The organism is Porphyromonas sp. C0026D3 (assembly GCF_056590775.1).
Window position 1 is genome coordinate 76,528 of record NZ_JBWPWU010000004.1, and the last position, 16,186, is coordinate 92,713.

Consider the following 16,186-nt stretch of genomic DNA (forward strand, 5'->3'; position numbering starts at 1 on the left):
TAGCTCTATCACCTCAATGAACACCCAGCTGCCAAAGCTGTCCGATACTATCGAAGTAGCCCAAGCTGTGTGCATAGAAGGAAATAGCGACAAAAGCAAACATCAGGCACACCACTGTCGCCAAGACAATGCCAATCACCTTGAGGCGCGAATACCAGATACCGTTATTCAAGCCTATGCTCTGGAAAGCACTCCATACGCCATGGGTCAAGTGCATCCATATTGCCACAAACCAAGCCAGATAGATGATCACGTACACCGGATCAGAGAAGAGCTTGACGATCAACTCGTAGCCATTTTCCGCCTCACGGCCGGTCCACTCCATCAGCTGCATCTTTGCCCAAAAGTGGTACAAGTGCAATGCCAAACCGATCAGCACCACCAGCCCGAGAACAAACATGTTCTTTGCCGTCCACTCCACGGGGCTCTTGCCGACTACGGCATAGCGATCAGTGCCACGCGCCTTGCGGTTTTGGAGTGTGAGCAGGATCGAATAAACGATATGGATGATAAAAAACAGTGCCAGACCTGGAACCATCAGCTGGACGACCGCATTTGTGCCCAAGAAGTGTACGATCTGATCGTATCCATACTTTGAAAACACCGCTACCACATTCATCGTCCCGTGAAAGAGCAGAAAAAAGACAAGAAAAAGCCCCGTGAGGCTCATCACGACTTTTCTACCAATAGATGAGTTGTATAACCACATAGTTGATCTAGTAGAACTATTAATTTTTAGATTATTATAATTGCTTCAAAGAATCATATACTATGCAAATTTAGCCCAAATATCAATAGTTAGCAAAGAAAAGGGGGCTTTATTTCGTATCTTTTTCTTTAATAATCACTTTGGATGACACAGAAACCCTCGCAAGCAACAAATCATAAGCACTCACAGTCAAGTAAAAGAGTGCCTGTATCGGGAGCTCACCTCCCATTTTCGCTACACGGTCGATCACCACATGTAGCTACCAACATCTAGGTATCCAAAGTCCAAAGCGTCGCTCGACCATACCGCTGTGGTCGAACGACGCTTTGGGTTGGGGCAGTCGCCACTACGGACAGAGCCTGCCGGCGCAGAGGGCTGTGCGTGCTCTGTCTCAGAAAGTGTAGCCGATGGTCAGCCCGGTAGTGCCATAGGCTTCATGACTAGCATTGGGGATGACGTTGCGTCCCACTACGCCAAAGATCTCCGCACTCCAGCCTTTTCTTGTCACCCAGCGATAGCCGGCGCCAATCCCTGTCCCAAACAACCACGGGGACTGGGGCTCAGACTTGGAGGTGGCAGAGGACACCGTGGAGTCCTCATTGGTGCGATAGCAAGCCAGAGCGAGATTCACCTCCACAAAAAAGCCGGACCCGATTGGATCCAAAAACGGGTATGATGTCGACATTCTCGGAAAGTACCAGCGAAAATAGGGCATCCCCATAGCGTAACAACCCCTCAGAGGCAAATAGAGGTCATCCTCGGCAAACGAAACGATGAGTCGTCCACCGGCCGTCGTGTTTTCGGTAAACCGGTACTCATAGCTTAGCTCAGGGCAATGAGCTATGACGGTGGTGCAAAGGTTGACTTTCACCTCGTGCCTAAAACCAACCTCCGAATCAGCAGGAGCTTGAGAAAAGGCCACAGTACCCAGTAGCCCCAGTGCCAGAGTAAAAAACAATCGTCTCATAAAACTATACTTTGTTGATCACTATACCTCACAAAGTTACTTTTTTTCTTGAGAAGGAGATGCCCTGTCGCCACATCACGGTGGACAGAGGACACTTTCACCTCAAGCACTCACCTTGAGGCCAAGAGCTTTCTCAATCCTTAGCTTCAAGTCCATATAGTGGCCCTGCATCGCACGAGATCCGGTCGTGCAGAGGGGGCGAATGGTCCTATAAATACGGATCAGCAGTTCGCGCTTGACCGACAGGGCATCCGACACTCGCTCGGCACCCGATCCACCAAAGTCGATGCTCCTCTCGACACTCAGGTCTCGGGCATGCCCCTGCTCCACCAGACCAAAGTCCATCCCCAGCGATAGATCTACGGCAGAAGCTCCCAGCAGGATGTCCACAAGGTTTTTTTGCATCATACGCTCCTTCACGGAGAGGGGCATCCCCCGGCGGGTTTTGTCAAAGAAAAAGTGGTACAGTCTGTCGGTCAGATCGGTTGGGGTATAGGCCTTTTGTCCATTGTGCCATTCATTTTGGCTCATGCGGGCCAGCCTCTGATCATCGAGTAGAGCCATCAGCGTAGAGCTTTGGGCATTTTTGAGCAAAAGCGATGGAGCCATCTCGGTCACGCCGGCAGGGCTGCCTTTTAGCGCAAATGTCCGTTCAGTGATTGGGGCAAAAAAGAGCCAATCCACATCATCAAAGACCTCTTTTAGCAAAAAGTCCACGGCCTCCTTTTGCTTCTCACGGGGTACAAAAGCGTAGGTGGGGGTATCGGTGTCGGCTCGAGTGGTGTACTCCAGGTACAGTCCGCCGACTAGTGTCTCCGGGTGGCGCACGTAGTCACTCCACTGACTTATCAGGTTGTTGTAGAGTAGGCCCGCCTCATCGTATCCCTGCCCCGGCTCATCAGGCATCTTGGTGATCTCGAGGAGTCGAGGGAGGATCCGCTTGAGGTTGGCAATCCCCAAGGTAGAGGCTTGCACCGGATCATCGGACAAGTCCTCCACCTGTGCTCGAGGATCCAAGGCCGTCAGTAGGTTTTGCGCCTCACTGTATCTGTAGAGTGGACCTCTGTGGGTGCTCAAGAGTCGCCACAGACCCTGCTTCTCGGCCTCATGGGTTGGGTACCAGCGATAGCCATACTCGATGGCAAAAAGGTCGTACGGGCCGATCCTAGGTGAGAACTGGGTGACACCGTCACCGGGCTGTGCCACGTAGTTGAACCTGGCATAGTCCATGATACTTGCCGAAGTGCCGTTTTGGGAGGTAAAGGCAGGATCCCTCAGCTGTTGCACCGTATAGGCGGACGAGGCGATCATATTGTGCCTCAAGCCCAGGGAGTGCCCTACCTCGTGACATGCGACGAACTTCATCGCCTCACCCAGCAGTTCGTCCGGCAAGATCCACTTATCCGCACCGGTCTGCGTAGCACCGGTCTGGAGGACAATCCAGTTGCGCAACATATTGAGGACGTTGTGCCACCAGATCACATCAGCTTGGATGATTTCGCCACTGCGTGGATCGTAGACAGAGGGTCCCATGGCGTTTTGTACATCACTGGCGACGTAGTTGATTCCGGAGAGGGTCAGATCATCCTTGTTGAGCGTACTGTCCACCTCCATCGCTCGTACAGCGTTGACAAATCCGGCTCTGGCAAAAGCCACATTCCACGCCTCTATCCCCGCCTTGATGTAGCTACGCCACTGCTTGGGGGTACTGGCATCGATATAAAAGACAATGGGCCTAACCGGCTCCACCGGCTCGCCACGCAGGTAGGCCGCAGTATCGGAGGGTTCCAAGCGCCACCGCGTGATCACCTCATCACGGTGGACCATGTCCTGCGTATCGGAGTAGTACGACCGAGGTACCGTAAAGTAGCCCACACGAGGGCAGAGGATGCGCCCCGACATCGGCTCCTCCGGCAACAGTACGAAAGACGAGCTGACCCGCACCGTCATGTACAGGTCCTCACCACTCTGAGAGCTGGCACTACCGGATAGGTCACTCACGATAGTGGTATTGGTCGGGAAAGAGCTGGCACGCACGATCCTCGACAGATCCGACTGGACCATCCCCCCAACCTCGATCTTGTCAAAAAGGTGGTTGAAAAAACTCGAGGAGCCATCAAAGTAGTCGGTCACATCCAATAGCAGTCGAGTGGAGTCTGCCGAAAAGGCGGTGATATCCATCTTGCCCATCAGCGGAGACCTAAAGTTTTGGAGGACCGACTCACGGATGGCATCCCGCTCCGGCACGACCGGCATAGGCTTGACTTCCTGGACAAGCAGGTTTTCGCGCTCCTCATCAAGGAGTAGACGGATAAGTATATTCTCGTAGTTGGTTCCTTTGTTGACACCCAGGCTGTTCAGCTCGGGTGGCACCTCCAGCACACGATTGAGGACCAAAAAATCCCGTCCTAGGAGAGTCGTAGGCATATCAAAGTAGTACTTACCATCATGCTTGTAGACATCCATCAGCCCGGACGCCTGGAGGTTGTCCTCCGACACCACCTCGGTGTAGGCATCCTCCGGCTCCTCCTGCTGCATTTCCGCCTGCTGCATCTCTTCTTGGGCACGTTTTGAGACAGTGCGACTACCGCCACATCCGGCCAAGACAACAGCCAGAGACAGGGCAAACTGAGCAAGCCGGTAGATCGGTGCGTCTGTGATCACTTTCATAGTTGACTATACATTATTATAGGGGTGGGGAGAGCAACACAAGAGACACCACATCGAAGACGGGTGGCGACTCTTTTTCACTGCGACAAAAGTACAAAAAAACAAGCAAAAAAGGGTCCCCAAAGCACGGGGAAAAGGCGATTTTCAGAGCCGAAAAACCGACTCGTGGAAGCACTGATAATCAAACACTTGCAAAAGACCTCAAGTTTCACGGATAGAAGCGATCGGTTTCACGGATAGAAGCAAAACTTTTCACGGATAGTAGCGATCGCCTAGACGGACAGAAGAAAGATGTAGAATGTGGATCTCTGAAGATCGTTGAGCTATTTTTGGGGGTTCAAATCGTGATAGGGGATTTGGGTTTTTCAAAGAGATTGACTTTAGCCACACCCGGCATTTTGACCTCCCTGAGCCTGTTTTCTCAACTATAAAAAGCACTCCTTCGGCAATATTTTGGTTGAAAAGGACGAGAGAATCCACCTTTGTGCAACAGTTCCTCTATTTTATTACCTTTGTAGGAGGTGTGGGGGGATTCATTTTTTGAAACAGAGCGATGAGAAAAGGCAAAAAAGAGATAAAGAAAGGGAGGCGAGCCAAAGCCAATCCCGGCAAAAGTTTGGGGCAGATCCGCAACCTAGTCCTGCAGTACCTTCGCAACCATGCGGGCAAGGATGTCCATGCTCGCAAGGTAGGAGAGGAGATCGGGGCTGCAGATGCCCTAGCGTTTGACCTCGTGGAGGAGGTCCTCGAGCAATACGTGACCGAACGAGTGGTGCGACGAGGCAAATCCCGCAAGAGCTACCTCTACCAGCCCCAGAGTAAAGTACTGGAGGGGACCTTTGGACGAAAAGCCGGCAAGGGGCACAACTTCTTTTTCCCAGACGATGGCAACGACCCCATACGCATAGCGGAGCGCAACTCCGGCCACGCACTCGATGGTGACCGAGTAGAGGTACAGCTCCTAGCGACCCGCAGAGGACAAGAGCCGGAGGGGGAGGTGATCCGGATCGTCGAGCGTGTGGTGAGCACATTTGTGGGCGTGATGTCGATCAACAACGGACTCTCCTTTTTGCTCACCGACAGCAACAAGCTAGGCAACGACATCCTGATCCCCGAGCGTGGCCTCAACGGCGCCAAGGATGGCGAGAAGGTGGTGGTACGGGTACTCGAATGGCCCGAACGTGCCAAAAACCCCGTGGGCGAGGTCATCGCCATCATCGGCACCCCGGGCGACAACGACACTGAGATGCACGCCATACTCGCCGAGTACGGGCTACCCTACACCTACCCCTCCGATGTGGAGGAGTACGCTGCGCAACTGGACGAGAAAGTGGCCTTTTCGGACGAATACCGTAGAGAGGACTTTAGGAGCGTCACCACTTTCACCATAGACCCTGCAGATGCCAAGGACTACGACGATGCACTATCGGTACGTCGTACCAAAGAAGGACACTGGGAGGTAGGCGTACACATAGCCGATGTCACCGCCTACGTCAAGCCCGGAGATCTGATCGACAAGGAGGCGGCCGAGCGCGCCACAAGCGTCTACCTAGTGGACCGTACCGTGCCTATGCTGCCCGAGCGACTCTGCAACGACCTCTGCAGCCTGCGTGCGGGTGTAGATCGACCGGCATACTCTGTCATCTTTGACCTAGATGAGGAGGCCCAGGTACTCAACTACCGCATCACACGTACCGTGATCAATAGCGACCGACGCATGGCGTACCAAGAGGCCCAGGACATGATCGAAGGTGAGGAGGGAGACTACGCCGATGAGGTACGCCTCCTCAACTCCCTGGCCCAAAAGCTCCGCAAACGCCGGATGGAGAAGGGCTCAATCGACTTTGACCGGACCGAGATGGCATTCAAGCTGGACGAAAAAGGCAAACCCCTGGAGGTCTATATCAAGCACAGCCTGGATGCCAACAAGCTGATCGAAGAATTCATGCTACTGGCCAACCAAGCCGTGGCACAGTTTGTCGCCAAGCTGGGCAGTGCCAAGAAGCCCCTGCCTTTTGTCTACCGTGTCCACGACCGACCGGATGAAGACCGACTGCACGAGCTCTCCGAATTCGTATCACGACTCGGCTACAAACTGGACTACACCGGCGATGACGAAAGTGTGGCCAACGGACTCAACCAACTACTACAAGCCATCAGTGGCAAACCGGAGGAAAACATGATCGAGGTCCTGACCATTCGATCCATGGCAAAAGCCACCTACCAGACAGAGAACATCGGACACTTTGGGCTCGGATTTGCAGACTACACACACTTCACAAGCCCAATACGTCGACACCCGGATATGATGGTGCACCGACTACTCACTCAGTACATGGCAGGTATGCCCGCCGCCAACAAGAAAAAACTGGATGAGATCTGCAAGCACGACTCCGAGATGGAGAAGCTCGCAGCAGACGCAGAGCGCACCTCGATCAAGTACAAGCAAGTGGAGTACATGCAGGAGCGACTGGGGCAAGAGTTTGATGGAGTGATCTCGGGTGTGAAGGACTTTGGGATCTTTGTGGAGCTGACCGACAACGGATGCGAGGGACTGGTGCCGATACGCGAGCTGGACGACGACTACTACGAGCTGGACGAAAAGACCTATGCACTCGTGGGGTACAACAAAAAACGACGCTATGCTCTCGGTGACGAGATCCGAGTACGCGTCGCACGGGCAGACTTGGGCAGAAGGCAACTAGACTTTGACCTGGCCGACGATAAATGAGACGAGACGACGACCGAATCATAGAGGGTCTGGAGGAGTTTGATATCCGAGGAGTGGAGGGACAAGAGCTACGACCCGGCTCCTCCGCCCGGACAAGTGACGACACCGACCAACTGTTGCGTCCGCTGACGTTTGAGACCTTTCAGGGCCAAGAGTCCGTGGTGTCCAACCTCCAAGTCTTTGTGCAGGCGGCAAAGCTCCGCAGCGAGTCGCTGGACCACGTCCTATTGCATGGGCCACCCGGACTGGGCAAAACCACGCTCAGCCAGATCATAGCCAACGAACTGGGTGTGGGCATCAAGGTCACATCGGGTCCCGTCCTTGACAAAGCCGGCGACCTGGCAGGAGTACTCACCTCGCTGGAAAAAAATGATGTCCTCTTCATAGACGAGATACACCGCATGCCCCCTGTGGTGGAGGAGTATCTGTACTCAGCCATGGAGGACTACCGGATAGATATCATGATCGACAAAGGCCCGGGTGCACGAAGCATACAGATCGAGCTGGAGCCGTTCACCCTCATCGGCGCCACCACTCGTAGTGGCCTGCTCACTGCTCCACTGCGGGCGCGGTTTGGGATCAATATGCACTTGGAGTATTACGACATTGAAACCCTCCGAAACATCGTCCTCCGAAGTGCACGCATCCTAGGTGTCGACTGCACACCGGACGCCGCCACGGAGATCGCACAGCGAAGCAGGTGCACCCCACGTATCGCCAACGCCCTACTCCGACGCGTGAGAGACTTTGCCCAAGTCAAAGGCACAGGCAGGATCAACAAGGAGATTGCTTGCTTTGCCCTGGAAGCACTCAATATCGACAGGCACGGACTCGACCAGATCGACCACAAGCTACTGCTGGCCATCATGGATAAGTTTGGCGGCGGACCGGTGGGGCTCAGCACCATAGCCACAGCCATCGGTGAAGATACCGGGACAGTGGAGGATGTATACGAGCCTTTTTTGATCAAGGAGGGCTTCCTCAAGCGCACACCGAGGGGACGCGAAGTCACCTCACTGGCCTACCGTCACTTTGGCAGAGATGAGCTGGACTTACCACCAAGGCAGGCCGGATTTTTTGACTAAAACACTCAGCAGGACGGAGCCCCACTCCGCTATATACCCCATCGGCACCAAGATCGTGCCGACCACGCAAACCTTGCAGACTGACCAACGACTATTATGGCAAACGGACTCAAAGGGCTAGCAAAAGATACCGTCATCTATGGGATGACCAATATCGTCAGCAAGTTTCTCAACTGGTTGCTGGCACCTTTCTACATTCGAGTACTGGCCGACACTGCGGAGTACGGCATCGTCACCAACCTCTACGCTTGGGTGAGTGTGGTGCTGGTGGTGCTGACACTGGGACTGGAGACGGGGCTGTTTCGCTTCATGAGCACAGAGGAGGAGCCCGACAGAGTCTACGGGACCTGCCTACGGATCCTCTCCGGAGCGGTAGCCACTTTCATGCTGATAGGGCTACTCCTTGTCGAGGATATAGCGACCGCCATCGGGCATCCGGACAACAGTGGCTACGTGGCCATGTTCATCGCAATCGTCAGCCTGGACGCTGTGATGTCGCTCCCTTTCGCCTACCTTAGGTACCAAAAAAGGCCACTCCGGTTTGCCTTCTACAAGTTCCTTTTCGTAGGGCTCAATATCTTCTTCAACCTCCTATTCCTCGTCCTACTGCCCTATCTGGACGCTCGGGGAGTCGCACTACCCTCCTGGCTATACCTACCCGGTTACGGTGTAGGCTACATATTTGTCTCCAACCTCCTAGCCTCCGGCATAGAAGCCCTCGTGATGCTACCGGTACTCCGGCCGGCACTTCGAGCTCGCTTCGACAAGGCGCTGGTACGCAGGATAGCGGCCTACTGCATACCGCTCGTATTGCTGGGGCTGGCCGGCAATTTCAATAAGATGGCCGGACAGATCCTCATCCCCGGCCTCTTTGACAACCCGGAAGAGGGAATGAGCATGGTGGGGCTTTTTGGGGGAAACCTAAAAATCTCCGTGGTGATGGTGATGTTTTTGCAGGCGTTTCGCTTTGCCTACGATCCCTTTGTCTTCGCCAAGATGAAAGCACAGGATGCCCCGACAGCGTACCGAGTGGCGATGAATGGCTTTGTGTTCTTCGCTGTCCTGATCTTCCTCTTCGTCATGTTTTGGATGGACATCTTCAAGCACATTGTACGTCCGGACTACTACGAGGGGCTGATCATCGTCCCCTACATGATGATTAGCGAGATCATCTTTGGGATCTACTACAACCTCTCCATCTGGTACAAGCTCAGCGACCGCACCTACTTCGGGGCCATCTTTTCGGTCATCGGTCTGGTGCTCACCGTCAGCATCATCATCTGGGGCGTACCTCGGTATGGCATCATCGCCTGCGCTTGGGCAGCCGTAGCCTGCAACACCACCATGCTACTCCTCTCCTACCTCCTGGGGCGCATCTACCACCCGATCCGATACGACACCGTACAGATCCTATTTTTCCTACTCCTGGCTGTCCCGATCTATCGGATTGGCATGAGCCTATCACCCGACAGCCTCCCTATCCGACTCCTGCTCCGATCACTCTGGCTCATAGCCACCATGGGCCTGGTCGGCACCGGGCTCTTGGCACCCGGGCTTTGGCGAAAAATCCTGGCCAAAGCTCACACCCCGACACGCCACTAAGTCCAAGCAACACACATACATACAATCCACTAAACCTATTTTTCTGACAAAATGAAAGCAATCAAACGAATCCTCCTTGCGCTCACACTCTGCGCCATGGTCGTCCCAGCGGTGCGTGCAGACAAGGGCATGTGGCTCATCAATGAGCTCAAAAAAGAAAACATCGAGCGCATGAAAGCTCTCGGGCTCAAAATCGACCCCACCAAGCTCTTTGACCTCAACGACCCGGGCATTGCCAACGCCGTCGTCATATTTGGCGGAGGATGCACCGGCATCACCGTCTCCAACGAGGGGCTGATCTTCACCAATCACCACTGCGGCTACGGAGCCATCCAGAGCCAGAGCAGTGTCGAGCACGACTATCTGCAGGACGGCTTTGTCGCACACCAAAAGAGCGAAGAACTCCCCATCCCCGGGCTAAAAGTCCAGTACCTCCGAGAGTTCATCGACGTCACCGATCAAGTGATGGCGGCAGCAGAGGGCCACTCCGACGAGATGGACCGCCTCCAAGCACAGCTCGAAGCATTCCAAAAGATCCAAGCCCCCTACAGAGGACAGAAAAATGTCAGTGCCGAGATCTACCCCTTCTATGCCAACAACAAGTTTTACCTCGTCATCTACGACGTCTTTAGCGACGTACGACTCGCCTTTGCCCCACCAAGCTCCGTCGGAAAATTTGGACACGACTCCGACAACTGGATGTGGCCACGCCACACAAACGACTTTAGCGTCTTTCGGGTCTACGCCGACCAAAACAACCAGCCGGCCGACTACGATCCATCCAACAAACCCTACACCCCACGTCACTTCGCCAAAATCTCCCTAAAAGGAGTGGCAGAGCACGACTTTGCCATGACGATTGGCTTCCCGGGTAGCACCAGCCGATACCTCAGCTCATGGGGCGTCCTCGACCGAATGAAAAACACCAACGACCCCACCATCCTCGTCCGAGGTGCCAAGCAAGAGGTTTGGAAAAGATACATGGACCAAGACCAAGCCACACGCATCCAATACGCCTCCAAGTACGCACGTAGTTCCAACTACTGGAAAAACTTCATCGGCATGAATCGAGGGCTCAAGCGCCTCAATGTCGTTGGCAACAAACAAAAGATCGAAAAAGAGTTTGCCACCTGGGTCAACGCCAACCCCAAACGCCGAGCAGAGTACGGCACCGTACTCGACAGCCTGCGAATCCCCCTCCAAGCAATGGGGCAAGCCCAGCACGACATCACCATACTCACCGAAGCAGTCAGCGGTATGGAGCTACGACCACTCACCGCCATGCCACCCAAAAATCCGGCAGCCTTTGAGGCAGAAAAGCTCTACAAAGACTTTAGCCCCGAGGTCGGCAAAGCCACACTGCCCGTAATGCTACGAATAGCTCGACAAAACGTCAGCCCGGACGCCCTACCCGATATCTACGACAAGATCGACAACGACTTTGACGGCAGCTACGAAAAGTACGCCGAATACCTCTACGACAACTCCGTCTTCGTCACCCAAGATCGAGTACTCCGTGCCCTCCAAAACTACGACGCACTGCAAGTAGCCTACGACACCGACCCGGCAGTCACCTTGATCAAAAGCTTCAGCGAAGCCATCCAAACCCAAAACAAGGTCATCCGAGCTCACGTCGGAGCTTACATCAAGGGCGAGCGACTCTTCTTCAAAGGCCTACAAGAAATGTGGCCCGACACAGCACTCCCCAGCGACGCCAACTTCACCATGAGACTCAGCTACGGCTCCGTACAAGGCTACCGACCCTATGACGCAGCATGGTTCGACTACTTCACCACCCAAAACGGAGTATTCGAAAAACAAGACCCGGACGTCTACGAGTATGCTGTACAGCCCGAGATTCTCGCACTCCTCGCCGATCCGGAGACACGCAAGCCCTACGCCGACCCCAAGGATGGAGACCTGCACGTCAACTTCATCACCGACAACGACATCACCGGAGGCAACTCCGGCAGCCCGGTATTCAACGGCGAAGGCAACCTCATCGGGCTCGCCTTTGACGGCAACTGGGAGGCCATGAGTGGCGACATCGAGTTTGAGCCCGTACTCCAACGCTGCATCGCCGTTGACATTCGCTACGTCCTCTTCTTCATCGATGTGTGGGGCAAAGCCTCCAACCTCATGAGCGAGCTGACACTGGAAAAGTAAAAAAAGCACCGCGACAACCCCATTGCGGGACACAGAGAAAAAAGGGTGTGTCCGAAACACAATGTTTCGGACACACCCTTCCTTTTATCCCCAAAGAGCCCCACGTATTCGCCACCACACAAAAGCAAAAGCCCCCCCGCAAAAAACAGCAACATCGGAGAAAAAGTCACTCATCTCCCATGAAAAAGATAAAATCACTAAGTGATTTCTTCAAATCACACTGTGACGCGAAGAAATCACTATGTGATTTGAATAAATCACATAGTGATTTTGAGTTTTTCGTCGGGGAAAAATAGTTTGTGACCGCATAGGGCGGACTTTTAGATCCGAGACCTTTGACAAAGTGTGGGATTCAAGGAAAAAGGATTAACTTTGTCCCAGTGGGAGTGTCCTACTCGGTGCAATCGTCCCAGGGACGCTCAGCAAACGATAATCTCAAAGGGTGAATATATGGCAATTAGTTATTACAGTCAGGGTGAAGGGATCCGGGTCCCCGACTTTCGCCGGCGCAAGGTGAATAACTGGCTGCGTGGTGTGGCCAAGGGATACGGCATGCAGGTAGTGGATGTAGCTTTTCAGTTTTGTGACAACCCGACCATCCTGGAGTTCAACAAAAAATACCTCGGACACGACTACTACACCGATGTCATCACCTTTGGACAAGCCCAGGACGACCTCATCATTGCCGACATTGTCATCAGCGTGGATCAGGTCCGAATCAATGCCGAAGACTACGACTCAGACTTTCGGACCGAATTGATGCGAGTGATGATTCACGGCATCCTACACCTCTGTGGACTGGATGATGGCACCCCCGAGGAGGAGACTGCGATGCACGCTGCAGAGGACAAAGCACTGGCCCAACTACCCACCGATCTGTGGAAGTGAGGCCGATGGGTGAGCGGTGACCCGAGGAGAGAGCATGCAACTACTCACTTGGCCCACATTTGCAGAGCGGTACGAGAGCGTACCGATCACCTCAGCACCGGCGTACTGGGACAGCCTCATCGTAGTGGTCCTCCTGCTCCTCTCGGTGATGGCCACACTCTATACTGTCATGGGGGCAAAGGGACGTATGCAGGCACTACAGCTGGTCACCCTGCGCCCCCGAAACATCCGCAGCGTCTCCGAGTATACACCCCGGCCGATCATACTGGCGATGGGCATCCTTGTGGGATCTGTTTTGGTAGGCATACTGGTCACGCTACTCCTGAGGCAGACAATGGGAGACACACTGAGCGCAGCTCGGTTTTGGGACGAGACACTCAGGCACTCGCTGTATGCCTTTGGGCTGTTTTCACTTAGTCTCTTGTTGCAATTTTGGATAAGTTTCTCCTTCGGTGACTCGGATGAGCTACGGTTGTGGCTTCCGGGCTATGTCTTTTTGTCGGCATGGTGGGCCTCCATGCAGCTACTTCCCCTGCTGGTCCTACTTTTTTTGCCCCATCACCGCCAGGCCGTGAGCATCATGATCGGTTTGCTGTACTTTATCTACAGAGTGTGGGTGGTCTGGCGAGGTGTGACGGTCCTCAGTAGAGTCCGAAGACACCCATTGCATATTATTTGGTACCTTTGCGGGTGCGAATTGCTACCCCTACTACTCCTCACAAATGCAGTTGCGGGATAGCTGTGCGATGTACAAGCAACAAGATCAACGCCCACTCCATGTCTAAATATATCAAACGTATCCTCATATCTCAGCCCAAACCCTCATCCCCTCGGTCCCCCTATTTCGACCTAGCCAAGGAGTACGGTCTGGAGCTGACCTTTCGGCCCCTATTCACCCTTGAGCCACTCACCACACGAGAGCTACGTGACCAAAAGATAGACCCGGCGGACTACACCTCACTCGTGCTGACCTCCAGGACAATGACCGACCACCTCTTCACGCTCCTCAAGGAAATGCGGATCGAGCTGTCGGACAACTACAAGTACTACTGCCTCTCCGAGATGATCGTAGGCTACCTCCAAAAGTACATCACGGTACGAAAGCGCAAGGTATATACACCGGAGACAAGTGGCAACCACGAGGAGCTGCTGGATATGATCCTCAAGCACAAAAAAGAACGCTTCCTGATCCCAACCACCGAGGGGCAAAAGGAGGATCTTTTTGCCAGACTGGACGAAGAGGGAATAGAGTATGACCGCTACGTGATTACGCGTACCGTCTTCTCGTCCTTTACACCTGAGGAGCTGGATGCCTTTGATGGGATTTTATTTTTTAGCCCCAATGGCGTAAACTCCCTGTTTCACAACCACCCCAATTTTGTCCAAGGCGATCGTCTGATGGGCTGTCTGGGCGAAGGGACCAAGCAAGCCATGGAGGAGCAAGGACTAAGGGTGGATATCGTCGCACCCACTCCCCAATACCCAAGCATGACCGCGGCGCTGGCAGACGTGCTCAAAAAGCACTAAACCATGCACAACGGACTAGCCAAGCAGGAGCGTCTCTACCTGAAAGAGGAGATCAACACCCTCTTTGCAGGCAAGCAGGGCTTTGTGTGCTATCCCGTGCGAGTGGTCTATACACTTGTCCCCACCTCTGTATCCACTCCTCCGGTCAAGATCATCCTCAGCGTCCCCAAACGCCTACACAAGCACGCTGTGGCGCGCAACCGGATCAAACGTCTCTACCGAGAGTGCTATCGGACCAACAAACACAGCCTCACCGACTTTGTCCAAGCCCTGGGTCTCGGGACGCTGTTGGTCGGCTTTGTCTACCTCTCGGACGAAGTCTGCTCATATGCTCAAGCCGAAAAAAGTACTCGGATCGCACTCGACAAACTGCTGAAAAGACTTCACGATGATGGCTAAGATGATGGCTAAAATCACCCAATACATCGTCGCTCTCCTCATCCTACCCATCAGAGGCTATCAGCGGTATATCAGCCCGCTCTTGCCACCGGTGTGTCGGTTCACACCGACCTGCAGCCAATATGCGATTGAAGCACTCCGCAAGCACGGCCCTATCAAGGGACTTGCGCTGGCCATTTGGCGGATACTTCGTTGCAATCCTTTTGGTGGAAGTGGGTACGACCCTGTGCCATGACACCGGTCGATCGCAGCACAGTGTCTCGGCCTGATGGGCCGGAGTGCAAGACCACCCGGTTGCTGGACTTTCACACCCACCGCACCGGTTGCGAGTACTATCGGGGGACAGACACGATCATCGTCCAAAGCACCTATCTGAGTGAGGAGCCTTGTCCCAGGGCCGACTACTACACCACCGGCATCCATCCCATGGAGGTCGAAGAGGCCAAGCAGGTACTAGGTCGAGGGGTTGAGTACCTTAGGGAAGTTATTTTTGCAAAACGGGAGCAGACCTCTGCTCCCTTGCTTGCTTTGGGGGAATTGGGGTGGGACAATCGCTCCTCCGGCTTGTCGCTCTCCGAGCAGTCCAAGCTGGTCAGCTGGCAGTTGGATCTAGCTGAGGAGCTAGGTCTGCCGGTCGTCTTTCATATCGTAGGGGGATGGGATTTGCTTTTGGCGGAGCACCGCTCACGCACACGGCACACAGCCTGGTGGGTCCATGGCTTTAGAGGCAAGCCCGGTCTATTGGATCAGCTCCGCCGGGCCGGTATATCAGTGGGGCTATCCCCTCGCTATACTTGGGGCAGTTGTCCGGAGCCGGGGTCGTTCTTACTGGAGACAGATGAGGAGATCGGCACGCTTGCGGAGAGTTATCGGCGAGCCGGTATAGCCCTAGGCATGCGCCCGGACCTCTTGGCTCATCATTTGCTCTCCACTTTTGCCGAGTTGGTTGAGCGACATCACCTCCCCTTGAGTAGGAGTCTTTGTCTCTAGCGTTTTCCGAAAAGTCCTCTTGTCACCAGTTTTAGAGCCGACCCCACGAATCTACCACCTCTCCTGAGGCCAAAGGAGAGAAGTTGTTGTTGCCCCAGGGTGATTGCGAGGGGGATGATCAGGTTTTCGGTCAGTTTGAGCCAAGTTGGTTTGTCGGTTGACTTGGTCTTAGGTCTTTCGACTCGGTCGCGATCGCTTGGAGCAGTCGGTGCGATGAGTCGGGTCTCAGGTCGGTACACGCCCAAGCCCAGTCCTCCCACTATTCTAGCCAGTCGTGGGCTTCGCTTGGCGATGGCTTCGGTGGCTGTTGCACCGATCATTACCGGGCCATTTTGGGCGAGGTAGCCAAGGTTATTACCCAGCCTCATGCGGCTCTCCATCATTTCTCTCTCCAGTCGCTCTTGTCGCGCCTGTAGCCTTTCTTTGTAGTTATTATCGGTCGTATGGGTCAT

14 protein-coding genes are annotated in these 16,186 nt (G+C 54.1%); 10 read left to right on the forward strand and 4 right to left on the reverse strand.

What is annotated here, in order from left to right; translation table 11 throughout:
* Positions 1-13: 13 nt before the first annotated feature.
* From AC1EK1_RS04400 to AC1EK1_RS04410, 3 genes are all read right to left on the reverse strand, one after another.
* Positions 14-709, reverse strand: coding sequence for a succinate dehydrogenase cytochrome b subunit (locus tag AC1EK1_RS04400; protein ID WP_480306822.1), 696 nt, complete (start codon positions 707-709; stop codon positions 14-16).
* A 391-nt stretch (positions 710-1,100) separates the two neighbouring features.
* Positions 1,101-1,676 (reverse strand): hypothetical protein, encoded by a 576-nt coding sequence (locus AC1EK1_RS04405; protein WP_480306824.1) that lies wholly within the window; start codon positions 1,674-1,676, stop codon positions 1,101-1,103.
* Positions 1,677-1,778: 102 nt separating this feature from the next.
* On the reverse strand, positions 1,779-4,346 hold the full coding sequence (locus AC1EK1_RS04410; RefSeq protein ID WP_480306826.1) for a zinc-dependent metalloprotease: 2,568 nt from the start codon (positions 4,344-4,346) through the stop codon (positions 1,779-1,781).
* Positions 4,347-4,899: 553 nt separating this feature from the next.
* Between AC1EK1_RS04410 and rnr the strand changes: the two genes are divergently transcribed.
* From rnr to AC1EK1_RS04460, 10 genes are all read left to right on the forward strand, one after another.
* Complete coding sequence (rnr, locus tag AC1EK1_RS04415) at positions 4,900-7,077, forward strand: ribonuclease R (RefSeq protein ID WP_480306828.1); 2,178 nt, start codon at positions 4,900-4,902, stop codon at positions 7,075-7,077.
* On the forward strand, positions 7,074-8,162 hold the full coding sequence (gene ruvB, locus AC1EK1_RS04420) for a Holliday junction branch migration DNA helicase RuvB (RefSeq protein ID WP_480306829.1): 1,089 nt from the start codon (positions 7,074-7,076) through the stop codon (positions 8,160-8,162). The genes rnr and ruvB overlap by 4 nt, the downstream gene beginning before the upstream one ends.
* Before the next feature lie 96 nt (positions 8,163-8,258).
* On the forward strand, positions 8,259-9,764 hold the full coding sequence (locus tag AC1EK1_RS04425) for a lipopolysaccharide biosynthesis protein (protein WP_480306831.1): 1,506 nt from the start codon (positions 8,259-8,261) through the stop codon (positions 9,762-9,764).
* A gap of 51 nt (positions 9,765-9,815) precedes the next feature.
* On the forward strand, positions 9,816-11,930 hold the full coding sequence (locus AC1EK1_RS04430; RefSeq protein WP_480306833.1) for a S46 family peptidase: 2,115 nt from the start codon (positions 9,816-9,818) through the stop codon (positions 11,928-11,930).
* 450 nt (positions 11,931-12,380) lie between these two features.
* Positions 12,381-12,818: an rRNA maturation RNase YbeY gene (ybeY, locus tag AC1EK1_RS04435; RefSeq protein ID WP_480306834.1), complete on the forward strand. Its 438-nt coding sequence runs from the start codon at positions 12,381-12,383 to the stop codon at positions 12,816-12,818.
* 34 nt (positions 12,819-12,852) lie between these two features.
* A complete protein-coding gene (locus AC1EK1_RS04440; RefSeq protein WP_480306836.1) occupies positions 12,853-13,557 on the forward strand; it encodes a DUF4271 domain-containing protein in 705 nt (234 codons plus the stop codon).
* A gap of 38 nt (positions 13,558-13,595) precedes the next feature.
* Entirely contained in the window at positions 13,596-14,345 is a 750-nt protein-coding gene (locus AC1EK1_RS04445; RefSeq protein ID WP_480306837.1) for a uroporphyrinogen-III synthase, read from the forward strand.
* Positions 14,346-14,348: 3 nt separating this feature from the next.
* On the forward strand, positions 14,349-14,744 hold the full coding sequence (locus AC1EK1_RS04450) for a ribonuclease P protein component (protein ID WP_480306838.1): 396 nt from the start codon (positions 14,349-14,351) through the stop codon (positions 14,742-14,744).
* Complete coding sequence (yidD, locus tag AC1EK1_RS04455; RefSeq protein ID WP_480307252.1) at positions 14,734-14,979, forward strand: membrane protein insertion efficiency factor YidD; 246 nt, start codon at positions 14,734-14,736, stop codon at positions 14,977-14,979. Before AC1EK1_RS04450 ends, yidD begins: the two co-directional genes overlap by 11 nt.
* Positions 14,976-15,734 (forward strand): TatD family hydrolase, encoded by a 759-nt coding sequence (locus AC1EK1_RS04460; RefSeq protein ID WP_480306842.1) that lies wholly within the window; start codon positions 14,976-14,978, stop codon positions 15,732-15,734. The genes yidD and AC1EK1_RS04460 overlap by 4 nt, the downstream gene beginning before the upstream one ends.
* On the opposite strand, the gene AC1EK1_RS04465 is transcribed toward AC1EK1_RS04460, so the two are convergent.
* Positions 15,731-16,186, reverse strand: coding sequence for a hypothetical protein (locus tag AC1EK1_RS04465; RefSeq protein WP_480306844.1), 456 nt, complete (start codon positions 16,184-16,186; stop codon positions 15,731-15,733). The two genes, AC1EK1_RS04460 and AC1EK1_RS04465, sit on opposite strands and share 4 nt — an antisense overlap.